The organism is Butyrivibrio sp. MC2013 (assembly GCF_000424585.1).
In the GTDB taxonomy this organism is placed as follows: Bacteria; Bacillota; Clostridia; order Lachnospirales; family Lachnospiraceae; genus Butyrivibrio.
Window position 1 is genome coordinate 63,684 of sequence record NZ_AUKE01000007.1, and the last position, 25,234, is coordinate 88,917.

The 25,234-nt window shown below is 44.6% G+C and carries 18 protein-coding genes; 4 read left to right on the forward strand and 14 right to left on the reverse strand.

Annotated features, from left to right (window positions below; all coding sequences use genetic code 11):
• Positions 1-95 precede the first annotated feature (95 nt).
• Positions 96-1,556 carry a methyl-accepting chemotaxis protein gene (locus G636_RS0104895; RefSeq protein WP_026507126.1) on the forward strand — a complete coding sequence of 487 codons (1,461 nt, stop codon included), beginning with the start codon at positions 96-98 and terminating at the stop codon, positions 1,554-1,556.
• A gap of 175 nt (positions 1,557-1,731) precedes the next feature.
• Here G636_RS0104895 and G636_RS17345 read toward each other — a convergent pair whose 3' ends face one another.
• From G636_RS17345 to G636_RS0104910, 3 genes are all read right to left on the reverse strand, one after another.
• Complete coding sequence (locus tag G636_RS17345) at positions 1,732-4,287, reverse strand: glycoside hydrolase family 3 N-terminal domain-containing protein (protein WP_051226532.1); 2,556 nt, start codon at positions 4,285-4,287, stop codon at positions 1,732-1,734.
• A gap of 77 nt (positions 4,288-4,364) precedes the next feature.
• Positions 4,365-4,646, reverse strand: a complete 282-nt coding sequence (locus G636_RS0104905; protein ID WP_026507127.1) for a TIGR03905 family TSCPD domain-containing protein — start codon at positions 4,644-4,646, stop codon at positions 4,365-4,367.
• 62 nt (positions 4,647-4,708) lie between these two features.
• Positions 4,709-5,581, reverse strand: coding sequence for a TIGR01212 family radical SAM protein (locus G636_RS0104910; RefSeq protein ID WP_026507128.1), 873 nt, complete (start codon positions 5,579-5,581; stop codon positions 4,709-4,711).
• Between the two features lie 406 nt (positions 5,582-5,987).
• Here G636_RS0104910 and G636_RS17350 point away from each other — a divergent pair, with 406 nt between their 5' ends.
• Both G636_RS17350 and G636_RS0104920 read left to right on the forward strand, forming a co-directional pair.
• Entirely contained in the window at positions 5,988-8,147 is a 2,160-nt protein-coding gene (locus G636_RS17350; protein WP_026507129.1) for a cellulase family glycosylhydrolase, read from the forward strand.
• Positions 8,148-8,496: 349 nt separating this feature from the next.
• Complete coding sequence (locus G636_RS0104920; protein ID WP_026507130.1) at positions 8,497-8,781, forward strand: hypothetical protein; 285 nt, start codon at positions 8,497-8,499, stop codon at positions 8,779-8,781.
• A 359-nt stretch (positions 8,782-9,140) separates the two neighbouring features.
• Here G636_RS0104920 and G636_RS0104925 read toward each other — a convergent pair whose 3' ends face one another.
• From G636_RS0104925 to pgeF, 5 genes are all read right to left on the reverse strand, one after another.
• Positions 9,141-10,157 (reverse strand): sensor histidine kinase, encoded by a 1,017-nt coding sequence (locus G636_RS0104925; protein ID WP_026507131.1) that lies wholly within the window; start codon positions 10,155-10,157, stop codon positions 9,141-9,143.
• Positions 10,157-11,815 carry a hypothetical protein gene (locus tag G636_RS0104930; protein WP_196803033.1) on the reverse strand — a complete coding sequence of 553 codons (1,659 nt, stop codon included), beginning with the start codon at positions 11,813-11,815 and terminating at the stop codon, positions 10,157-10,159. The genes G636_RS0104925 and G636_RS0104930 overlap by 1 nt, the downstream gene beginning before the upstream one ends.
• An 84-nt stretch (positions 11,816-11,899) precedes the next feature.
• Positions 11,900-12,553: a response regulator transcription factor gene (locus G636_RS17355; RefSeq protein WP_051226535.1), complete on the reverse strand. Its 654-nt coding sequence runs from the start codon at positions 12,551-12,553 to the stop codon at positions 11,900-11,902.
• 12 nt (positions 12,554-12,565) lie between these two features.
• Positions 12,566-14,926, reverse strand: coding sequence for a hypothetical protein (locus tag G636_RS0104940; RefSeq protein ID WP_026507133.1), 2,361 nt, complete (start codon positions 14,924-14,926; stop codon positions 12,566-12,568).
• A complete protein-coding gene (pgeF, locus tag G636_RS0104945) occupies positions 14,916-15,788 on the reverse strand; it encodes a peptidoglycan editing factor PgeF (protein WP_026507134.1) in 873 nt (290 codons plus the stop codon). Before pgeF ends, G636_RS0104940 begins: the two co-directional genes overlap by 11 nt.
• 164 nt (positions 15,789-15,952) lie before the next feature.
• Between pgeF and G636_RS0104950 the strand changes: the two genes are divergently transcribed.
• Positions 15,953-16,720 carry a DUF4886 domain-containing protein gene (locus G636_RS0104950; RefSeq protein ID WP_026507135.1) on the forward strand — a complete coding sequence of 256 codons (768 nt, stop codon included), beginning with the start codon at positions 15,953-15,955 and terminating at the stop codon, positions 16,718-16,720.
• A gap of 133 nt (positions 16,721-16,853) precedes the next feature.
• Here the strand turns inward: G636_RS0104950 and G636_RS0104955 are convergent, their stop codons facing one another.
• From G636_RS0104955 to G636_RS0104980, 6 genes are all read right to left on the reverse strand, one after another.
• A complete protein-coding gene (locus G636_RS0104955; protein WP_026507136.1) occupies positions 16,854-18,032 on the reverse strand; it encodes an aldo/keto reductase in 1,179 nt (392 codons plus the stop codon).
• Between the two features lie 231 nt (positions 18,033-18,263).
• On the reverse strand, positions 18,264-21,080 hold the full coding sequence (locus G636_RS19340) for an Ig-like domain-containing protein (RefSeq protein ID WP_051226536.1): 2,817 nt from the start codon (positions 21,078-21,080) through the stop codon (positions 18,264-18,266).
• A gap of 390 nt (positions 21,081-21,470) precedes the next feature.
• Positions 21,471-22,475: a helix-turn-helix transcriptional regulator gene (locus G636_RS0104965; RefSeq protein WP_026507137.1), complete on the reverse strand. Its 1,005-nt coding sequence runs from the start codon at positions 22,473-22,475 to the stop codon at positions 21,471-21,473.
• A 62-nt stretch (positions 22,476-22,537) separates the two neighbouring features.
• Positions 22,538-23,899, reverse strand: coding sequence for an MATE family efflux transporter (locus tag G636_RS0104970; protein ID WP_026507138.1), 1,362 nt, complete (start codon positions 23,897-23,899; stop codon positions 22,538-22,540).
• 190 nt (positions 23,900-24,089) lie between these two features.
• A complete protein-coding gene (locus G636_RS0104975; protein ID WP_035778825.1) occupies positions 24,090-24,503 on the reverse strand; it encodes a hypothetical protein in 414 nt (137 codons plus the stop codon).
• Positions 24,504-24,720: 217 nt separating this feature from the next.
• Complete coding sequence (locus tag G636_RS0104980; RefSeq protein ID WP_026507140.1) at positions 24,721-25,191, reverse strand: MarR family winged helix-turn-helix transcriptional regulator; 471 nt, start codon at positions 25,189-25,191, stop codon at positions 24,721-24,723.
• Between the last annotated feature and the right edge of the window lie 43 nt (positions 25,192-25,234).

The following is a 25,234-nucleotide window of genomic DNA, read 5'->3' on the forward strand; positions in this document are numbered from 1 at the left end:
AATATCAACTTTTTGATGTATATTTCCGAAAATGCCAATGGAAACCGCATGTTTACAAAATGTTTACCCATACAATCAAAACGGAGGTCTGATCTATGGAATCAAAACTCACTGACAGCCAAAGAAAACGAGTAGATAAACTTCTAAAGATCATTATATTTGTTGTGAGTTTTTTTGGCTTTGTAGGCCTTATGGCCCAGCTGACACAATCTGATCTTGCTCCTTTTCGGAGTATAATTCCTCTAGCTTTCACTATTCTCAATATTTTATTCCTGCTGATCCTGATCTTTACCCGCAACGACAAGATATATTTCCATGAAAGCCTGGCTTATTGCTTTGTATATTCTCTTATGTTGCTTCTTGGCCAGAGTAATACAGCTTTCCCTTATCTGATCCCTCTTATGATCGTACTTGTATTCTATATGGATCATACGCTGATAAACATCATATGTGCTGCGTTCCTGATCATCAATATAATAAGAGCTGTCCTGAACGCTGTACAGCTTGGTATCGAAAATGCCATTGAAGGCATCATGATAGAGATCATAATATCCATTTTGATAAGCCTGGTGATCATCCTGGGAAGCAGGATGCTGGAGGATTTCATTGCAGAAAACATAGATGCTATCAAAGAAGCTTCGGAAAAGCAAAAAAATCAGTCTGACCATATTCTTGCCATGTCATCCCAGCTTAGTGATAAGATCATCCTCCTCAAAGACGAGCTGGACAATATTGGAGAAGATTCCGTCAGACTCAGCCAGTCCATAGATCAGATAGCCCGGGGTAATGAAGAAAACCTCTCTGCCATATCAAGGCAGACCCAGATGAGCAATAAGATCAAGGATGCACTAAGCTCTACCCAGTCCATTGCAGAAGAAGCTGCCAAAGACTCTTCGCATATGGAAGAACTGCTTGAGCAGTCCATGTCAGTAATAGAAAAGCTGGTAATCCAGACCACAGAGACCACCAAGGTGGGCGATGCCATGAAAGATGCAGCTCAGAAGCAGCAGAGCTTCTCTGACGATGCAAAGAAGATCACAGATATGATCCTGAGCATATCCTCCCAGACCAATCTCCTTGCGCTGAACGCTTCCATTGAGGCAGCAAGGGCAGGTGAAGCCGGCAGAGGCTTTGCAGTTGTAGCAGGTGAGATTGGCGGTCTTGCAGAACAGACCAAGAATTCCACCCAGCAGATCACCACTCTTTTGGATGAACTGGCTGTAAATGCCAATGAAGTATATGAAAAAGCTGGAAAGACTGTCGATATGGCGCTTGAGCAATCTGAACTGTCAAATGATACCAAAGAAAAGCTCACCATCGCCAGAGAAAAAGCGACCAGCCTTCAGAGCACCCTTGCCACTATTCAGAAAGATATGTCTAACATCCAGTCTTCCAATGATGAACTGGTAGATAGCGCCGATGCTCTTTTGGCCACCAGTGAGGAATTTGTAGCTACTACATCCGAAGTAAGGGAAATAGGCAAGAGAAATGTGAAGAACGTGGACAATTCCAGAGAAATAGCAGGAAAAATGGCAGAAATTACAGGAAAGCTCTGATACTAATAAAAAGATCATATGTGCTTAAAAGTAATACAAGAATACATATCTATAAAAGCAAAGATCGCCGGAAAAATAGTCTTTCCGGCGATCCTATTCATAACAATATAGTTTTTTATAACTCTGATCAAATACACATTTACAGAATATATCTAAATCAATTATTTATAAGCTATCAGCCTGCATTTTCAAATCGGATGCAGTCAAGGCGCACATCCGGTCCGCCCTCCTTTGTATTCATCAGCTTGAACTCGTAATTACCCTTTTCCAGCATCAGTGTTACAGGAATATCCTGATAATCTGTCATTGACTGGGTAGCTGTGATAGGTACCAGTTTCTTTTTGGCAGCTCCATCATCTGTGATAGAAGGTGAGTCATAGTAGATCTCCATGCTGCCGCTTGCGCCGTCACTTGCCACTATGAAGTGAACAGTATAATTGCCGCTCTCAGGCAGGTATATATCCCACTTGGCATTTGCCCATTCACCGTCAAAGCTGTCAGCATAAGAGATATTGTTGGCGCTTCCTGTTGTTACCAGATAAGAATCAGGCAGGAAGTTCTCACCTTCTACAGTATAATCACAGGTAGACAGGTCTATATATCCCACTTCAGGGCCTGCATTTTCTTCAGGCTTTGCGGGTTTTTCGCCTATCACTGCAGTTCCCTCTTCTTTAATAGAACTGCCGTCTTTCCTAAGGCCTGTTCCATAGTTAAAGAGTACTACAGAAGGATCCTCGTGCTTCTGCTCAATACCTGCAGGATACCAGGGCCATGTATAGGTCAGTGTACCTGTGAAATCCTCTTCTCCAAAGAGAACCTGTCCTACACCTTCTCCCTCGGTTCCGGGGAACCATGCTTCCACAATGGCATCTGCCTTGTCAACATATTCGTCTATTGCTACCGGACGACCTGTCAGCAGGATGATGATAACAGGGATGTCCATATTCTGGCTTTCAAGCTGCTCAAACATATTATCAAGCGCTACCCTATCTACTCCGTCTATAGCAAGAGTTGATGCACTTCTGTCACCTGCTGTCTCAGCATAGGGGCTCTCACCCACTACAGCGATCACAGCCTGAGATGCAGGATCTATCTGTGATCCGTTAGCTGAATAATAGAACTTGCTGCCCTTTGCCTTTGTAGCTTCAACAAAGCCTGCTATAAGCGTGGTTCCCTGTGTGCAGTTACCCTGCTGGCCCTGCCAGGAGATTGTCCAGCCTCCGCACTGTGAACCCATATCATTGGCCTTTGCACCTACCACTGCAATATCAGTCATATCGCCAAGGCTCTCGATCACAGTCTTGTCACTTATCTTATCATTCTTGAGTAGTACCAGTGACTCTCTGACAGCTCTTGCAGCCACTTCCCTGTGCTCAGCTGAGCCTACGCTCTCTTTAAGAGAATCCTCCAGGTCCATATGATCCTTTTCTTCAAATAGGCCTGCTTCAAACTTTACTCTGAGAATACGTGTTACAGCATCATCCAGTCTTTCCTGACTAATGCTGCCATCATTGATATCATCTATAAGATATCCCAGTACCTGTTTCCAGTCATTGGGCTCCATGAGCATATCAACGCCGGCATTTACCGCATTTGCGATCTTTTCCGCATAATTTTTGCCGCTTACCTGAGCTACGCCGTTATAGTCACCAATCACATATCCGGTAAAGCCAAGCTGTCCCTTAAGTACATCTGTGAGAATATGTCCGTTTTCATGGCACTTGAGACCATTTACACTGTTATAGGAGGCCATGACAGTCCTTGCGCCTGCATCTACAGCTGCCTTGTAGGGAATGATCAGGGTGTTTTGGAGGAGATCCTCAAATTCGTCTTCATCCATGACCACATCTCCCTGGTTACGTCCGCCTTCTGTATATCCCTCACCTATAAAGTGCTTGGCAGTAGCAATGACACCGTTCTGATCCATATATTCACCGGGAGTCATACCGGCCTGAGCTCCCTTTACAAAGGCTGCAGCCAAAGGAGCGATATCTTCTGCTCTCTCACTAAAGCCTTCATAGCTTCTGCCCCAGAGCTCATTTTGGGGATTACCCAGTGTAGGGGCAAATATCCATCTGATACCATCGCATCTGGTCTCTGCTGCTACTATCTTGCCGTATTCTTCCATCAACTCTGCATCCCCTGCAGCGCCCATGCCTATATTGTGAGGAAAAATAGTAGTTCCATAGATATTGGAATTGCCATGTACGCAGTCTGAGCCATAAATAAGCGGTATAGCAAGTCTGGTCTCAAGAGCTTCATCCTTGAGCTCATTTACTCTTGCTGCCCAGTCCTCTGTCATATTGCCTGTCCTGGGAGCAGATCCGCCTCCGCTAAGTACTGAACCCAGTGCGTATGTAGCCACATCACCTGCGGACAGAGCTGCCTGCTCGGCCTGGATCATCTGTCCGGCCTTTTCTTCTACTGTCATCTGTGACAGCAGTGCCGCTACCCTTGTCTCTATATCCTGGGAAGCATCCATATATACGGATGTATCCGCCTCGGAAACAGTAGTCTCCTCTGCTTCCGTTCCGGAGCTTTCTTCTGCTGTTTCTTCCGGAGTCTCTTCTGCAGTTTCTACTGCTTCCTCTTCGCTATCTGGCGCTTCCTTGGCGGGCGCACTGCAGCCCGTCTGGCCTGCAGCTATCATCAGAGCTGCCCCAAAAGCTGCAGCTCTGAAAGCCAAAGACTTTTGTCCCTTTGACTTTGTTATCAGTTCTTTTAGTTTCATTAAGTATTAACCTCCCTTTTTGCCTTTCTTATATATGCAACGATCATCCAAAAAATCAGATGATCATCCATAGGCGCTTAGTTTTCTGCTGCCTTTTCTTTTCTCATCTTAACCAGCAGCTTGTCTATTGCTATAGATAGCTGATCAGGGCAGGATGTAGGCTTAAAACCGCACTTGATACCCCTTATCTGGTCTGCTACTTCTGTGGCAGGTCTTCCAATGGCCAGTCTGCTCACACCCTGAGTATTGCCTGAGCAGCCATTTGTGAAGCGAACATCTCTTATGATCCCTTCATCATCTATTTCCACATGTACCTGACTGGCACAGGTTCCCATTGTTTTGTAATCGATAGTATTCATTATCTTTCCTTTCTGATATATCTGTTTTTAGTTTTTACTACTGCTTATTGTTTTATCTGTTTCTAGGTCTCGCGAAGTTTTCTGTTTATGGTATTGAGGACCCTCTTCTTGTCCAGTGTCCATAGCGGCGCTATTAGTATCTTCCTGGGGCCGTCCCCTGTCATCCTGTGGATAACTGTATCCTTTGGCAATATGGATATGCATTCCCTTATAAGGTCAGCATATTCCTCCAGACTCATCATAGGCCAGGGGGCACTATCATACTCCTTGGCCATAGCCGTTCCCTCCAGGATCTGGAGATTCTGGAGCTTGATACCATCAAGGGGAGGATCAAGCCCGGCCAGATATCTGACAGTATCCAGCATATCCTCCCTGGATTCTCCGGGAAGTCCCAGGATCACATGGACTATGACAGTGATGCCACAAGCCTTTAGCCTTCTATACGCATCTTCAAATACAGGAAGCTTATAGCCTCTGCAAATCCTTTCAGCGCTGCGCTCATGTATGGTCTGAAGACCCAGCTCCACCCATACGGACTTTATATCCCTGAGCTTTATGAGCATCTCCATGATCTCAGGTCCCAGGCAATCAGGCCTGGTGCCTATGGACAAGGCAGCCACCTCAGGCCTTGTGATCGCTCTCTTATAGAGGTCATAGAGCCTAATGGGATCTCCGTAGGTATTGGTATATGACTGAAAATAGGCTATAAACCTGGACGCATCCGTCTTGGCTCTTATCCTGCTGATGGCTTCCTCAAACTGCGAATCAAGGTCGCCTCTTGCAGCAAAATCTCCCGATCCCAGATCAGAACAAAAAGTACAGCCGCCATATCCCACAGTCCCGTCTCTGTTAGGGCAGCCGCAGCCTGATGTAAGAGACAGCTTGTATACCTTTTCGCCAAATTCTTCCTTCAGGTAATCTGATAATCTCTTCAACTGTCACCTCGCTCCAAGAATGTATATGTCATGATACACATTACAGACTGCCATCTGCAAGTAGCTTTTGAGTCGATAATCAGCCACAATTGATTATGCATTAAAATTCTTAAATTATCATCTGAAATAATCCCAATTAATCGAAACGTTTTTTGTAGAGCTTTCACAAAATTACACAAGTAATCTTGTTTGTTTGAGTAATATATGATAGAGTACAATTTAATAAAAACGTTTTTATTTTACTTTTCTGCAGGGGAATGATTGGTGAAGGTCAATATTTTACTAGTCAAAAGAAAGGAATGAGAACAAAATGGGGAAATTTAAACATCTAAAAAGCGTTACCGCTGCTGTAACAGGGGTTATTATGGCAGCAAGTCTTTTCCTTAGTCCTATACCAGGAGGGACAATGAAAGCAAATGCAGCAATCACTTCTTCTTCATTCTTGAAGGCAAATGGCAAGAATCTGAGAAACAACTACGGAAACGGAGATATTGTGAATCTCCGAGGAACCAATGCGGGCGGTTATCTGGTCCAGGAATTCTGGATGACCCCCACAAACTCCTCTTCAGGAGTCAGCTGTGAGATGGATATCTACAACAAGCTCACATCGCGCTTTGGCGAAAGTCGTATGAGAGAGCTCATAAAGACCTACCAGGACAATTACTGGACCACAAAGGATTTTGACAATTGCAAGAATCTGGGTATCAATTGCATACGTCTCCCTTTTTGGTATATGAACTTTGTTGATTTCAACGGCAATTACATAAATGGATGCTTTGACAGACTGGACTGGTTCATCGATCAGGCAGGCCAGAGAGGCATCTATGTCATACTGGATTTCCACGGTGCACCCGGCTCACAGAACGGAAGCGATCACTCAGGTGTAGACGGCGGAGATAATAAGCAGGGAGCTTCACAGTTCTTCTTTGGCAATAACGCTTATAACAATCAGCAGCTCTATTATGATATCTGGTACAAGATCGCTCAGCGCTATAAGGGCAATCCCACAGTAGCAGGCTACGACCTCTTAAATGAGCCCTTCTGTACCTACAGATATAATTCAAGCTACAGTGCAGACCAGCTCCACTCCATGCTCTGGGATATCTACAACAACGCTTACAATGTGATCAGAAGCGCAGATCCCGACCATGTGATCATCATGGAATCTGTATGGGATGCCATAGATCTGCCCAATCCTTCCAAATATGGCTGGACCAATGTCATGTATGAATATCATAACTATCTCTATGATGATTATGACAATGCAGCAGGAAAGCAGATCACCAACATGCAGAACAAGATAAACGGCATCAATAATGCCAATTATAATGTTCCCAGCTATATGGGCGAGTTCTGCTACTTCAACAACTTAAATGCATGGAGTCAGGGCCTGGCTCTCCTGAATAACTCGGGTCTGAGCTGGACCAACTGGACCTACAAGGTAACAGGCTCCAATAACAACTGGGGTCTCTACAATCAGAACGTGACAAAGGTCAATGTCTCCACCGACTCCTTTGATACCATTAAGAGCAGATGGTCCAATGTGGGCACCTCATCTATCAATAGCGGCCTTGCAAATACCATGAAGCCTTACCTTGCAGGCACTGTATCGGGTTCTTCAGGATCAGGCTCTTCAAGCGGCTCTACAGGCGGTTCCTCATCATCACTCCCCGCTGCCGGCATTGCGGACGGTGAGTATTATATCCAGGCTACTGCCAGCGGCAATATTGTATGCGCAGATAACACAGGTGCTTCTCCCCTTGCTGCCATCCGTTCAGGCTACGGCGGTGCATGGGAGAGTATATTTATAGTAAATAATTCTGACGGAACAGTATCCTTCAAGTCCGGAGCTAATAATAAGTACGTATGCGCAGTCATTGACGAGCAAAACCAGCTCCTGGCCAGAAGCGCTTCCATAGGCACCTGGGAGAGATACAAGCTGGAAAAGATAAATGACAACGAATTTGCCATCAAGGCTGTAGCCAATGACAAATACGTATGTGCAGATCAGGATAACGGCAACACCTTGTATGCAAACAGAGATTCCGTAAGCGGCTGGGAGAGCTTCAAGATCTATGCTGTAGGCTCATCTGCAGCTGTAAACACAGGCTCTTCCTCAGGAAGCTCTTCTTCAGGAAACGCTTCCAACTCCTCAACTATCCTTAGTGATGGTGAGTATTATTTCAAGGATAGTCAGGGACTTGTAGTATGTGCTGAAAATACAGGCGCTGATCCCCTTGTCGCAAACAAAAACAGCTGCGGCGGTGCATGGGAGACTCTTGTTATAGTAAATAATGCTGACGGGACCATCTCTCTTAAGTCCAGAGCCAATGACAAGTACGTATGTGCTGTAATTGATGAGCAGAACCAGCTCCTGGCCAGAAGTGATTCCATAGGTACATGGGAGAAATACAATCTGGAAAAGATATCAGACGGCAGCTATGCTTTAAAGGCTGTCGCTAACGGCAAATATGTATGCGCCGATCAGAACAAGTCCTCAGTGCTCTATGCAGACAGGGATTCTGCAGGCGGCTGGGAGACCTTCAGTATATACAAGATTAATTAAGGAATCCGCTCATTTGCTTCGCAAATGGCTACTTCCGATGGTTGAATGATCTACACTAAGAGATAATACGAATTGCTTCGCTGCTAAAGCAGCTCTCGCAATTCTACAAACATTCGGAATCCGCTCATTTGCTTCGCAAATGGCTACTTCCTCATGTTTGTTGGGTCATAAAAGAGGCCTATGATGCAAGCGAGCTTGCTCATAGGCCTCTTTTTGACCCTTATCTTATCAAAATCCACCAAATGGTGGACGATTTACTTTTTCCTTTTTGCTAGTATGATAAATGTCTTATCTGAATAAGCTCCAAGAGCCCCGTCAGATAAGCAATACGTTAGAAGGAGGTGAAGTGATGGCGACCATTGAACAGATTGCAAAAGAAGTAATTCAGGGTAAATGGGGCAACGGAGCCGAGAGAAAAGCCAAGCTCACGGCTGCGGGTTATGATTACGACAAGGTTCAAGCTCTCGTCAACTCACTCTTAAAGAGTGATGCACCGGTCAAGTCTATTGACGACATCGCACGAGAAGTCATCAAAGGCAACTGGGGTAACGGTGAAGAGAGAAAGAAAAAACTTACAGAAGCAGGCTATGATTATTCTGCTATACAGGCAAAGGTTAATCAGCTTCTGAAGTAAATAGCTTAAGGCATTCCACCAGGTCACGGACAATTATATAACTATCAACAACCAAACCTTATTGAACTTATATATTCTAATAACAACTCCGTACCGGAAGGGATCAAAGCTTAAGCTTTTATTATAAATGTAACTATCAACCAAACCCAAAAACCTAGATCAAAAGCAATACACCTGATCATTTTCAGGTGATCACCATCTTGGGTTCCACCCAAAACCCAGGATAAACAGGTCTTTATGGTTCACCCAAACCATTCGTAAAGACCACTACAAACAACCAAACCCATAAGAAAGAACTGACTTTGATACCCTCATAAGTCAGTTCTTTTTCATTTCCCTCTTAATGGATTATCAAAATCCTACCAGTCTATATCCACAGCGTTTTTCATGGGAAGACTTATTATGATCACAAATTCTTCGCCTGTCTCAATAGTCATAAAACCGCCTATATCTTCAACCTTACGTCTCAGCGATGATAAGCCTCCACCTTCCTTTACAGGTTCATCCGGCTTATTGCCGTTATTACGAAATTCTATAACGTGATAGCCGTTCTCATCCCGGATATCTATCATGATCTTTTTGCCGCCTGCGTGACGCACTGTATTGGTAATACACTCTCTGATCGCAGCTGATAGCACCTCTCTGTCATCCTCATCCTGTAGCCTGGGTCCTGTGATCTCTATCTCCAATCCCAGTTCGCCTCCCAGCCTGATGATATCTGCAACAGCATCGATCTCGTCATCCTCTGTTGCTTCGCCCATCATATCTGAGAGGGTATCCTCCCAGAATTCCAGCATCTCAGCCTTCTCGTTATCCTCAAACTCTTTCTTCATATATTTGGAAGACAGGAGTATGCAGGTACCCATCCTGTTATGGACCTTCATCTTGGCATTTAGTATCTCCTGCTCCCTTGTTATGGATGCCACGTTTGAGGTGATACGCCTTAGCTCCTCTTCCATCTCCTCAAGCTCCCTGTTCTGATCCCGGAGCTTTAGGGCATTCTTATAGAGCCCTGTAATATCCACCGCAGTCAGCTGTATATATCTGCGTTCACCATTAGTCTTTATCTCTCCGGTCTTAAAGCTCCACACTCTCCCGCTTTGGTCCCTGTATAGCAGATCATCCCTGTCAGAGATGAGATCCGCAACAGCTATATTCCCTTTTAGCTTCCTGAGAGAGCTGATAAACTCATCCAGAGTCATAAAGCCGTGGTCGCAGACTTCATATAACAGATCGTAAGCTGTCCTGTTACTGAGCATGAGCCTGCCCTTCATGTCAAAAAAGCTCACACCCAAAGGAAGGTTGTCACCTACCTCTCTTATTGTATTTATTTGAGAAAGCTTATCCCTTAAAAAGCTGAATAATCTAATGATCATTATAGGCCTGCTCCCCCAATCTCCTTACTGTATAGGTATATACCTTCGCCCTCATCCTCCATTGATGCATAGTCATCTTCTGTAGGGCCCATACCCTCCTTGAAGCACAATTCCACAAGGAGCCTGTGATGATCAGCCTCCTTACCAAGACTTAGATATACCGATCTGATATTTCTATAATATCTGAGTATGATCACAAAGAAGCTGTCAAAAGACTCACACGCATGATTAAAGAGCATATTTTCAGGCACCACATAATTTATTGCTCCCTTTACTCCAAGAGCAGAAAGGGATGACAGCATTTCCAAAAAAGACAGCTTAAGTTCTCCCGGAGGTATCCTTCCTCCGGATTCATATACGAATAGAAGATTATTTCTTCTTTTAACATACGTGCCAATAACGGTCATCCTCTCCAGCAGCGTCTTTTCTTCTTCTCTGTCATCAGTATCAGCCAGCATCCTGGTAAGGTTCTGCAGTTCCCTGATATATTCCAGGCAGTCCTTTTGCATCAGCGAATAGAGACGGTTTTTCTCCTCAAGAGTCTTTTTTCTGTAACGGGATCTGTACTCCTCTCTCATGGTCACATTTCTGTCCTTGAGAGTATCTGCGGTATTGCTCAGCTCGTCTATGAGTCTGACGGCCCCTGTGATATCCTCTGACCAGTATACTCTTCCCCCGCGGACAGTTCTGCACATCATGCGTCTCCCTCCGGGCAGGATACAGATATCACCTTCTGCATAATCCGATATATAGGATTCCAGCCCGGCAAAAGTGTCTGATCTTATAAGGCAATTACCTTCCATATCATGTATAGACATAGGGGTCAGAGAATGCCTTATAAATGGCTCATAACCTTTGACAGATGCTATGAGCCTGTTGGCAATGCAACTCTCCACCACCATCATGGTCAGATATGCTATTACCACAGAGAAATCATGTATCCTGAAGCTGTCCCTTATCACGCCAAAGGCATAGAAAAATAGATAAATAAGACTAATGAGCATAAGTGCCCCGGGGAACCAGAGCCTGTTCCAGTCTCCTTTTCTAAGGCAGTATACAGCCAATATCCCTGCTGCTCCCACCAGGCAGGCACAGCACCACTGAGCCGCCAGATAGTAGCCCCAACCCGCTTTGTAGCCATAGAGTTCCAGATCACTGTAGAGAGCCATTCTGTCTGCACCTATGGTACCCACTGCCTTGGACAGGACTCTATGATGTATCTCATTGGTCATGATCAGGGCTACTATAGCCATCGTAGTCAGGCTGATCATATTCTCCACAGCTCCGGCTTTGCGAGTAGAGGGAGCAGGAGACAATACTGCAAGCTCCAGACTTAAGGCAGCTATCCCTATTACTATTATCAATTCTCCATATAACAGGAAACGTATTATATTTCTTCCGTAGGCATAATCTATGCTTCCTGATAGAGCCTCATTCACAATATGGTCTCTGATCCAGCCCAGGAATATCAATATGATCAGAAACAGCGCTATCCATACGCTGCAGTCTCCGGCCTTCCTTTGGGATATGCGTATCCTGCACATCCAGCCCCATATGATCACTATGATCATAGGGATCATATACCCAAAAGCTGAATAGATATTGTCGGTTCCTCCTGCTTGTACGCCCAGGCGGTAGCATATACAGGATAGGATCATCAGTATATGTACGGGAATATAAAAGACCCTGCTTAATTTATTTTCAGTCTTTGGCAGCTGCACTTTGACTTTCACCCCCGGTCATCAGCCCTGATCTTCTACATCCATCAGATGAAGGTCAGGTATGGCAAGTCTGGCATTTGCGGCCAGTATAGCCAGTTCAGCCTTATTATCACAGCCTGTTTTTCTGCACAGGTGCAGCAGATGGGTCTTGACTGTGGATTCCTCCACACACATCTTCTCAGCCATCTTTTTAACGGATACGTATTCTATAAGCTTATAGAGGCAGTCTATCTCAGCTGCAGTCAGATCTGAAAGTCTGGCCTGTCCCAGCATGACATCCAGATTCCTGTCCGGATATACGGATTCTCCCTTCATGGTCCTGTCCATGATATCCACCAGATTCTCAGGGCTTAGTTCCTTGAGCCAGAAGCTGTCAGCACCACACTCTCTTGCCTTATCAAAGGCCCTGAGGTCGGTATATGAAGTAGTGATGATGATCTTGATCCCGGGATGCTTTTCCTTGATCAGTCTGCAGGCTTCCAGACCGTTATATTCCCCGGGCGTATTGATATCCATCAGGATCAGGTCCACGCCGGCCGAATCTGCAAATACCACTGCATCATCACATCTTGACGCAGTCCCTGCCAGGCTGTATCTGTCTGCTGCATCCTGGATATCAGACCTGTATGCCTTTTGTATATTCCTTTCATCATCCGCTATAAGTACTCGTACCATATCATTCTCCGTTTAGTTCATCAAAGTGATCTCTTTGATATTTGTTATTTCTTTTTCTAATGTTTTACATGCTATTTCTATTTCTCCCAGATCCATCAATACATCCTGCTGGGTTGCTTCCTTTGCGATCCTTTTGCAGATAGTGCCAATATCTCCTAATGGATTGCTGACACGATGAGAGAGATCATAACCAAATACTGCCGTTTCATTGGCTCTTCCCACCGTCAGTCTGTCATCCATATCTTCATTCATCCTGTCAGCGAAGAGCTTTTGCAGCATACATACTGCAAAGAAGAGCTCCGCCACTCCCATACAGATATCCGGGACCGGTGTAAACAGCTGCATTAGAAGTCCTACAGGAAGTGATATAAAGCCTATCATTGGGATTATATGCTTTTCCGTTTTTTCATCTTTTTTTCTAAAATCCCTTAGAAAAGCGCCATATAGGATCACTGCGGCAGACACTGCCACAAGCTGAGACTGCAGATAGATATTATCCCTGACAGACTCAGATCTCACAAGGCCTATCCTGATCTCCGGCCTGCACAAAAAGTGTACGCCTCCCATAAAAAGGAAGATAAAGAGATAGTAGAGCCTTCCAAGCCTGTGCCTGTGAGTGGACATTATATATGTGGCCAGTGAATAGAAGCTAAAGAGGATCATGGCTGTACCTGTTACCAAAAAGAGGCTCCTCTCTGACAGACCGGTCTCTCCCATCCTGCCCCAGCTGAAGTTGTCATGGCTCAGAGCCTCGGCCACTATAAACATCAGTATCATAGCGCCGCTTAGGTAGAGATAGAAATGCCATAGCCTGGTCAAGCGACTTGGTCTTTCCACCTCGCTCCCCGTCCAAGGGTCCCTTATCAGCTTTGTTATGGCCTTTGCTCTGTTTGCTGAGCTTTCATTTTTATCATCTTTGATAATATTTCTGATCTCGCTTTTGATATAGTTTTTGTAAATCCCCTTCCTATATCTGCCATCCCTATCAGGTCCCTTATCATCTTTGCCTGTAAGAGACAGTATCTGCTCTCTGATAGCTATGGCCTTGCTGCGGACCTGCGCCGCATCCGTCCTAACTACTGTATCGATGGCCCTTCTACGGATATTTCCCGATTTATCTATTATCTGATCAATAGGTTCTATGAGATCTCTCGATGCATTATCTATAAAAGCCTTGCCAAGCCTTGCCTGCTGCCGCCTCTTCTCCATGTTTTCAACATCTATCATCAGCCTCTTTCTGGACCATATGATAGTGCAGACGGCAAATACTATCATGCCTGCTGCCATGCACTGTCCCATCTGAAGCTGGGGAGCAGATAGGAGAAGTATTATCTCTACCAGTCCGCCTGTCAAAAAGAATATATACCCCCTGAGCATCCACTTGAGCTCTGCTCTGAGCTCCTTGTCCCTAAAGACTATCCAGAGGGTAGTGGCTATTATATATATAGCCAGACTGCCTATCATGACATAAGTGACCGGCAGCAGCTCCATCCAGTCTATTCCAAAGCCATATACTATAAAGAACGATACTATATAATAGATAATATATGCGCAGAGCAGTAATTCTGAAATCTTGTGAAACTTGTGCCGCTCTGATTCATCTACTAATAGCAGTGCCGGAGCACATATCATCATAAGGGATATAAATTCCAGAGCATGGCTGGATGAGAGGTTACCCCAAAATGACGGGACAGATCCCGACTGCACTATGAGCCACATCCCGCTGACAAAAAAGAGCGCTCCCATATAGGAATATATCCTTTTGGAAAAAAGCCTGTTGCCGGCAAACAGTCTCATAAAAACAGTGCCTATGCCTGTAATCAGCATAAAAAGTCCCGTTGTCACAGAAATATAATAGTTGTTGATAATATGATCTATGATAGCCTGCCTGCTTCCTATATAGCAGGCGCCCAGTATTCCTTTGTAGACGGGAAGCCTGGTAGTAAGGCATAGACTTGCCCTTCTCCCCTCTATACCTTCAGGGAGCTTTACTATCCTTCTGCCGCCAAAGGAAACAGGAGTCTGTAATAGTCCTTTGGCTTCATGGAACTCATCAACTACCTGCCCCTCTATCTCAAATACTGCTTCCTGAAATGAACACTTGTAGCAAAAGTAGCAGTTCTCAGGAATATCTCCCGTAAAAGAAAAGTGCCATATGACAGAAGATGCTCCTTTACAGCTGATATTGGCAGGAGAAGAGAGATCTTCTATATATTCTCTCTCCCCGTTCGGATATAGGATCTCTGCTGTAAATCCCGTATCCAAAGCCTGAAAATAGCCCTGGGAATCTTTTATTCCTCTTCCAAAATCATCTGTTAAGAGATAGATCATTATAAGCAATACTACTATGCCATAGAAGATCTTAAGCTTCACTGATATTATCCCCCGGATCGATCATGATAAATGCTGCATTATTTCCCCTCTTATCCCCGGCATATCTGTGTGAAAAAAGGTAGCCCGGATTGCACCTTGTGCATATGTCAGTCACCTCTATAGCTCCGGCTCTTACTCCTTCTTCTAACAGAGTCTCTTTGATTGCAGCCCACAGACTTAGAAGATATTTACCATCTGATTTGAGACGGATAATATTCTCTGTCCCTTTAAATCCTGATATAAATACGTCAGCCACATCACTGCTTACTTCATAGCAGTCCGGACATATAGAAGGCCCGATGGCAGCTATTATGTCTGCCGGATCAGTCCCATATGTCTCATGCATCTTTCGCACGGCCTTTGCAGCTATCCTGCCTGCTGTACCCTTCCAACCGGAATGAACAAGGCCCACAGCACGATGGACATGATCTGCCAGATATACCACAGGGCAGTCTGCGTGATAGCTTGTAAGGATAAGGCCGGGAACATCTGTGATAAGTCCATCCGTGTCTGTATAAGCATTCTCGCCCCTTATACCTCTTCCAGCATCCTCCGGCCCTGCAACAGCGATATTAGTGGTATGAGTCTGAGCTGTGAGCACAAAGCGGTCAAGATCCCGTCCTACCCCCAATATCTCTCCCATTCGCATGAGATTCTCATCAACACAAGCAGGATCATCTCCCCTGCTATAGCTGTAATTGGCTTCTCCATAGATCCCTTTTGATATGCCTCCCACTCTTGTGGTAAAAGCATGACGGATCCAGCCTGAATCCTCCAGAATGGGAAAGGTCAGGTATTCCATATTATTATATATTTTTTGCCTGATAACAGGCCCGTTATCTTTTCTTGTAATATTTCTCATGATCCTCCTTTGTTACTGCTCAAGATATGCTTATGAGCAGCAACAATCTTCGCCCTTATAACTCTACCATGCACAGGAGCTTAATGCCATATCCCCTTTCATTGCACACGGTATTATCTGGTAGTATACTGTAACAATATCAGGGATATATGGAGGAAAAAGAGATGAAATATATATTAGCAATAGGAAACAGCTTTTCCAGAGATGCCACAGCCTATCTCTATGATATCTGCAAAAGCCTGGGAGAAGAAGTAAACGTAGTAAATCTCTATATAGGCGGCTGCAGTCTGGAGAGACACTGGGACAATATAGAACATGACAAAGCCGAGTATCAGTATCAGGAAAATGGAATAGAAACAGACAGATATGTATCTGTCAAAGAAGTCCTTCACAGACAGAAGTGGGATTATATCGTGACTCAGCAGTCCAGCCATGACAGCGGTTGGCTTGATACCTACGAGCCCTTTACAGGTCTTATCCTGGATTATTTAAAGAAAGAAGTGCCTGCTGCCAAGATCCTCTTCCAGCAGACCTGGGCATATGAAAAGGACAGCGATCACGGTTGCTTTATCAGATATAACAGAGATCAGGAAGAAATGTACAGACGCTCCTGGCAGTGCTATCACACCATCACTGACAAGTACTCTCTTCCTCTCATCCCCTGCGGAGATGTGATCCAGAGCCTCAGAGCCCAGAGCCCCTTTGATTATGATCATGGCGGAAGGAGCCTTTGCAGAGACGGTTTCCATATGCATTATATCTATGGAAGATACGCCCTGGCTCTTACCTGGGCAGGCTTCATCCTGGGCATTGATGTTTTAGGCTGCAGCTATGTTCCAACCCCCTATGAAACTGATGAGAAGGCAGACGAGAGCCTCCTTAAGATAGTCAGAGAGCAGGTAGCAAGCACACTCACAACATCCGGTGTATGATCTGTTACTAGAATTATCAAGATGTCAGGGGCAAAAGCAAATTGCTGCTTTCTAATGTTTTGCTGGTCAAAAAAGGTCATAATGCGATTTATTAAAGCTAATCGCATTATGACCTTTTAACCCTTACGTCACATCAATAATTTAGTATCTTCTTGGCAATCGGCACTGCAATCTTGTATATAGGATTTTCCATCCTCTTCTTGACATTCTCCAGCTCTTTTCTAATCTCCAAATGCTGAGGACAATGCTGCTCGCACTTGCCGCACTTTACACACAGGGAAGCGTTGGTCTGCACCTTCCTGAGGCTGGTGCACATGATATATTCCCTCATAGCATTGATAAAGCCGTCTGTATAGCTCTGGTTATATATTGCAAAATTAGTCGGTATATCCACTCCCTTGGGACAGGGCTGGCAATAGCCGCAGCCTGTACAGCCCACCTTGATGCTCTTTTCAAGGACTGCCAGAACCTTCTTGTATGCATCAAGCTCTGTCTCTGAAAGGCTCCCCGGCATAGCTTCAGAAGCAGTCCTGACATTCTCGGATACCTGCCTTATATCATTCATACCCGAGAGCACCACAGTCACTTCAGGATGATTCCATATCCATCTAAGCCCCCAATCCACATTGGTCCTGTCAGGATCCACCTTCTCAAATTCTCTCCTTGCTCCTTCCGGAAGATTAGCCAGTCGCCCTCCTCTTAAGGGCTCCATGATCACCACAGGGATATCCCTTGCAGCTGCGTATCTAAGGCCCTCGATTCCCGCTTGGGAATGCTCATCCATATAGTTAAACTGTATCTGGCAAAAGTCCCAGTCATAGGCATCAATAAGGGCTTTAAAGGGAACAGTCCCTCCGTGGAAGGAAAAACCCACGTTTCTGATCCGGCCTGATGCCTTTTTCTGTTCCAGCCAGTCCTTTACCCCCATCTCACACAAACGCTGCCAGGTATTGGCATCATTGAGCATATGCATAAGGTAATAATCTATATAATCTGTCTGGAGCCTTTGAAGCTCTTCGTCAAAGAATTTATCAATATCACCCGGCTTTTTGATCAGATAATGAGGGAGCTTGGTCGCAATATTGACCTTATCTCTGATACCATATTTTGCCAGAAACCTGCCAAGGCACACCTCGCTTCCGGGATAGATATAGGCGGTGTCATAATAATTGACGCCGTTTTGATAAGCCTCATACATTTCCTTTTCCGACTTCTCCTGATCTATAGCAGTACCCTTCTTGCTAAAACGCATACAGCCGTATCCAAGAGCAGACAGCTTGTCACCATTTTTTTTATTTTCTCTGTACTGCATGATCCCCTCCATTCTCCGTCTGAGAAAGCTTATTAAATGCCAGATTCATGTTCTCACGAAACACGCAGTAAATGCGTGTTTCTGAAGGTACGTCTAATATATATACATTATATAATTTCCTAATGAAAACAAATAGCATTTATTTGACAAAGTAAAAAGCAATAGAAAAATCCAAAAGGATCTTACTATTGCCATTTGAGAAAAACACTAAATATTTAGGAGTAAGCTAATTTAATTACTGGGTGCAACTGCCTTAACAGTGCACTTTGCTTTTTTGCCGCTGCCATCCAGAGCATATACGGTTATGGTACAGCTTTTCTTTTTGGAGGCGGCATCTGCTGCAATATAGATATTACCGCACTGATCTACTACTGCAACGCTCTCATTGCTGCTGACAAATTTGAGACTCTTATTAGTAGCATTCTCAGGAAGGATGGTTGTTACATCTATATGTCCATATGAGCCATATGCCAGCTTCATGCTTCTGGCGCCAAGCTTAATGGTCTTAACAGGGATATTGACATGTACATATATGCCTGTCATTTTGCCGCTGTCTACAGTCTTTGCGCTAATATATGCAGTTCCCTGGCTCTTGCCTGTTACTACGCCGTTCTTGACAGTAGCTACTTCAGGATTGCTGGACTCCCAGATGACTGATTTATTGATCGCATTTGTGGGAGTGATCAGTGCCTTGATGGTATATTTCTTCTTTACAGGCAGCTCAATAGTACCTGTGATATATTTCTTCTTGCTGTTAGCAAGCTGTATGCCTTCTACAGCTTTGCCGACCTTGATCTTGCAGCTGGCCTTCTTGCCTGTGCCATCACTGGTCCTTGCTGTGATGACTACGCTTCCTTCGCTAAGGCCTCTTACATTACCATTGTAATCAACAGTTGCTATCTCAGGATTACTGCTGAACCATTCAACCTTGCTCTTATCTGCCAGAACAGGCTTTACGGACATTGCCAGAGTCTTTACATTGCCTACGCCCAGCTTGTAGCTGCCGGGGCTTACCTTTACCTTCTCAGTCCTGCAGATCACATTTATCTCTTTGTACTTAACTATCTTACCGTTATCTGCTTTTGCATAGATAGTGGCCTTGCCCAGCTTACCTGTGGATACTACCTTACCCTTGGAATTAACAGTCAGGATATCAGGATTACTACTCTCCCATGTCACAGTCTTATTGCTGGCATTAGAGGGCTTTACAGTAGCCTTTAATCTTGTAGACGGTTTTGCAGTCTTACTGGTGATATTCAGAGTGCTCTTACCTGTGAGGGTCAGAGAATCTACGCTTCTTGTGATTCTGATCTTGCAGCTGGCCTTCATGGTCTTATCAGGAGATGTTGCAGTGATTGTTGCCGTACCGGGGCCCTTGGCTGTTACCTTTCCTTCGCCATCTACCACTGCCACCTTCTTGTTGGAGCTGGACCATGTGATTTCACTAGCGGAGCTTACAGGATCTATCTTGCTGCTAAGAGTGATAGCCGGAGCTGTATTGGCACTGGTGATTTCCATTGTCACCTCGCTCTTGTCAAGGCTCAGTGACTGTGTCTGCTTCACTGCTTTGCTATTAACCTTTACAGCCTTGGTCTTGGTAGCGCTTATTCCACTGATGGCCGCCTTAACTGTTGCGCTTCCCGATTTAAGAGCATTTGCTCTTCCACTTACTGAATCAATGCTCAATATGCTGCTGTCAGAGCTTGACCACTTCATCAATCCGGAAGCAAGAGTAGCATTAGTATATTTTGAAGTACCATAGCTTGACTTACTCTGTGCCGTAACTGCTACAGAATAAGTCGCAGTATTGCCAGGCTCTAGTTTGTCAGATCCCTGGATACTGCCAATTGTGATATATGAGCTGGACATCTCAATAGCCGGAGATGATTTGCCCTGGAATGAATCCTTATCCTGTCTTAGTCCGCTCTTATATGTCAGCTCTGCTGCTACAGCTGTCCAGTTGTATACTTCACCTTCAGCTGCAAATGCTGCAACACCGATAGCTGTATATCTGGTGCTGATCAGACTTTCATAGTGGCCTGTCTGACCGGTATTTTGGCCCTTCTGTGTCTTATTGATATAATCGTTCTTCTCATCATAGAACTGCTTGATACCGGCCATAAGAGCTCTTGAGCCCTCTGAGTTCCATGCAAGGTCCTCTCCCCATGCCTGCTCGCCCCAGGGAGACTTTACACTAAAGCAGCTCTCGCCATTGGGCCTTGTATGGCTGATATTCACATTGGCTTCTGCTGCCCTGGTCCTTGCTATAGCCTCCATGTCCTTGGACCATACAAGAGGCTTGTAATCAGCGGCAGTAAGCTTCTTACCTGTATTAGGATCTTTAAGACCCAGGTTGCAGGCTTCCTTCCTGATCCTGTTGATCTCAGCCAGGATCGTGGAAGCTGATTCTGTATAATAATGTCCGGGAATATTTACTTTGACATTGCTGCCCTGAGCTGCAAAGAGATCTGCACCTGCAGCATCTTCATCTGCTATAGCAGCACCATCGTCGACAATAGAACCTGACAGATCATAGGACTGTCCTGCAAAGGGCTCCTCTGTTTCTGCCTCTTCAGAGCAAAAAGAACTCTCTTTTTTATCTTCTGCGATCGCACAGGGATCAGCTGATTCATCATCAGAGGGCTCATCTGCAGCGCCTCCTTCATTTTCCTCGTCTTCTAAGGCCTGATCTTCATCGCAGACAGATTCGTCTTCAGCTTCGGTCACTTCTTCATCTGCAGCATCAGAGGAAGGGATCTGGTCAGCTCCTTCATCATCAGCATTTCCCTCGTCGTATGCAGGAGCAGATTCTACACTTTCATCATCTATAGGCTGAGAAGTTTCCTGATCGGAAGCCTCGCCTGCCTCATCATCTGCATTTACATCAATATCTTCATCAAATATTTCAGTTTCATCATCTGCAGTCATATTTGTTACAGCTTCTGTAACAATGGTACTGTCAGCTTCTGCTGCCATCACCACACTGCCACCTACAGGTTGTATAGTTATCATTGCTGTCATCAGCAGTGCTAAAACGCTCTTCTTCATGTCATAACTCCTTTGATGCAAAAACATAGCGCAACCTTATTAACTATACTTTATAGATGATTTTATTTCAATTATGTATAATGCACTTTTTTCAATTTTGTTTACAAATTACAAAAACAGACGTATTCGTGTAAGATTTTATGTCATTTATTTATAGCAAGAGCCCTTTCTACTATATTAAAGGTATATTTTTCCAAAAAGAATACATATTTGTATATTACAAATATACTTATTATAGTATGTACCCTCCTATTATATTAAGAATATGTTTCCGGGCTGCATAGTCCTTACTCCAGTAAAAAAGCTTGCAGAGGGGATGCTGCCCCGATCTGCAAGCCAATATATTACAAGTATTAAAGACTATAAATAGGTAGAATTACCTGCTCTCTCCTATTTATTACCGGCTCGACTGACAGCCGCCAGAAAGTCTCTGGTATATTTCTCCAGTTCGGTCACAACCTCCTCAGGTCCCATTATGCTCACTCCGCTCCCAAGGCCAAAGAGCCAGCCAAAGAACTGTGGAGACACATTAACATTTACACTCACATAGCTCTCGCTGTCAGTCAGCGGCCTGAAGCTTATATCTTTACCGAATCTGTCAATGAATATACCGCAGAGGCTGTTATCCAGCCTGATCCTGACCTTCTTTTTCTCGCCTCTGTACATGCCAAAGGTAGCCTTGGAATAATCCCTCATATCCAGGCTGTCAAATTCTTCCTTGCCCTCTCTCATCTCATCCACAAGGGCGATCTTCATCATCTTGTCCACTCGGTAGTGCTTGATCAAATGAGCAGGGCTGTCATAAGCCACCAGATAGTAATTCTCATCATCCCATATAAGAGCCCAGGGACTGACAGTGATATTGTTGCCATCATGGGTGGGGATGAGTCTGCCGTTTATATCCCATCTGTAATATTTGAAGCTGATCTTCTTATTGGAGCCTATAGCCGTATAGATATCATCCACATTGTAATAGACACTCTCATTCATGGTCTTGACCCTGTCGCCCACATACACCTGGCGCTGAAGGGACCTGGCCTGATAGTCACTGACCAGGGTCTTGACCTTGGCAATAAGCGCAGATGACTTATTCCTGGTAATAAACTTGGATGACAATATGGCATCTATGAGGAGCTTGACCTCTGCCAGCTCAAACTGCCTGCTGCCCACATGATAAAAGGTCTCCTTGCCTATCTGCTCCTTGATGACCTCCACTCCCAGCTGCTCCATATCCTGCAGGTCACCATATATACTCTTTCGCTCTGCACTGATACCATAGCCTTCCAGCTCTCTCAGGATTTGAGGCATGGTCAGACTATGCTCATCATCTGTCTTCTCCAGCATGATCTTCATCAGATATGTGAACTTCAGCTTCATATTAGCGCCTCTGGGCATAATGACCTCCTGCAGTCAGAATCCATTTATATGTAGGGATATATGTCATAAGCATTAGCTTCTCATCCCGCCTTGTCCTCAGATGGCAGTTTTTTAAAATACAAAGCCATAAAAACAAGGGTCACAGGAAAAGAAAGAACTACTGATAAGGGCTGAGCTTCCTGTATACCCGATAGTCCCCTGAGCCTTGATAATATAAGAAGCAATGGAATCAAAAGGAGGCCACTTCTAAGGGCCGATAGAAGAGATGCACCAAGCCTTTTACCGGAGCTCTGATAAGTCATTTCTATGATCATAGTAACCGGAAATAAAAGGTTGGCCATAGACTGCAGCCTCAAAGCTCTGGCTCCCACTGCTATGACCTCAGGATCGTCCCTGAACACACCTACGAGGTACTCAGCATTGATAATAAGAAATATACAGCCCATTATGATAATGCTCTCTGTGAGTAGCGCTGTAAATCTAAAGCCCTTTCTGATCCTGGAATACTTGCCCGCGCCGTAGTTAAAGGCACATACCGGCTGAAAGCCCTGGCCGATGCCAAGAGCAAAGGCAAATATAAAGAACACGATCCTGGACACAATACTCATACCTGCTACTGCCGGATCGCCGTAGGGCCTGCAGCAGAGATTGAGTATCACTGTAGTCAGACTGTTAAGTCCCTGTCTGAGGAGACTGGGAAAACCTGTTGTCATGATCCCTATATAGCCTTCAGCCCCTATTTTCAGAGCCCTCTTAAGACTCAGCTTCAGCTCAGTCCTGCCTGACAGGAACATAAAGAGCAGTATGCACCAGCTGACAAACTGGCTGACAGCGGTAGAGAGCCCTGCTCCGTGGATGCCCATATTCAGTTTGAACATCAATATATAATCTCCGCCCATGTTAAGGACTGCGCCTGTCATCAGTCCCACCATACCAAGGGAGGCCTTGCCCTCATATCTAAGTACATTATTCATGGTAAGAGAGCTGCTCATAAAGGGCGCTGCCACTAATATATAGCTGATATATATTTTGGCATAGGGCGCGATAGTAGGAGTGCTGCCCAGAAATAGGACAATATCATCTATGAAGAAAAATCCAAAGAAGCTGATCAGTGCTCCGCAAAAAATAGATCCAAAAAAGCCACCGGATGCATAAAGAGATGCTTTATCAAGGTCTCTTGTCCCCAGCGCACGAGACAATATACTGCCCGATCCCTGACCAAACATAAAGCCAAAAGCCTGTATGATAGCCATAAAACCAAAGACTATTCCCACCGCTCCGCTGGCGCTGGTGCCAAGCCTCCCCACAAAGGCTGTATCAACCAGGTTGTAGATATTATTTACAAGCATAGAAATAACGCTGGGCACAGACAATGCCAATATCAATCTGTGCACCGGCGTTGTAGTCATTTTAATATACTGTTTTGATGCGTTTGCTGCCATATCTCCTCCGGCCAGTTTTCATATTCTTTTACATTTATTATTTATCCTGTAAGCAAATTCCGCAACCACTTGCCGACTTGCTGCCACAAAAAAGGTCCGGTTTCTGAAGGACATTCAAAAACCGAACCTTTCTTATGCTTTTGACAGTAAAAGCTTTACCTTATAAAACAAGGACGCATCCATCACATGATCACATGTGAGCGTTGATAAGATTATCAACTACAGGGATGTTGATAGTCTGAAGCTTAAGAGCCTTTACGATCAGGATAGCAAATACGATATCCTTAAGGATGCTGACCAGAGTGGTGAATACAGCAAAGAGATTGCTTACTACCGGTACATATGCTCCTGCTCCGAATACATTAACTACGGACAGGATCCAGTTAAATGCATCAGGGAACAGACCGATCAGAAGTGTCAGCATACTAAAGCAGGCAAGTGTAGCTGTAGCCTTTACTGCTGTTCTTCTAAGCCACTGATTGTTCTCAAAAAGCAGGATATATCCCAGCACAATAGCAGATGCAAGATATCCTCCAAAGAGCGCTGCTGCATAAGCGAATGCTCCTACCATTCCGATTGATACTCCAAGTCTTGTTCTTTCCATTTGTATAACTTCCTCCGTTCTTTGCTTCAACTATCTGAAGCCTTTTAATAACAAACATTAGACATCTTACAATGTTTTGTCTTTCATTACAAGCACTTTGTATAATATGTATTTTTGACTGAATTTTTTGCATAAAAAAGCTGCAAAGAGACATCTCTCAATGCAGCTAGATATACCACAGCTTTAACTTTGTAAATGGCCCGAATTTACCAGCGGCTCATTTATCCAACCTATCAAAGTATGTATAGTCCTTGATATCGATCTCAGGCATCAGTTCTTCATTTAATATACTGAGCATCTCCTGGAACTTCTTGTAATCTTCCTTGGAGAAACGCTTCTGGCATCTCTTCATGATCAGTTCCAGATAGTCCTGGTTGATCTGCTTGTAATCCAGATATTTCTGGGTAGGCCTTAGATGATATTCTCTCATATCATCATTTGATCTGATCTTCTCCACATATCCCTTCTGAAGCAGGCACTTGACTCTGTGAGCCGCATTGGGGGATGAGATATCCACTGCCCTGGCAAACTGCGCAACAGTGGGTTCGCCCAGCCCCATGATCACTTCCATGCTAAAGGATTCTACTGTTGATAATGTAGCTTCCCTGTTCTCAAATCTGGAGAATACCTTCATATAGAAGTGCAGGCGAAGCTTGTCGTAAATCTGACTTATTGCATTGTTTTCCATTACTCGTTCCTTCTGTTAGTTTATGACTATTGACCCTTAAGTC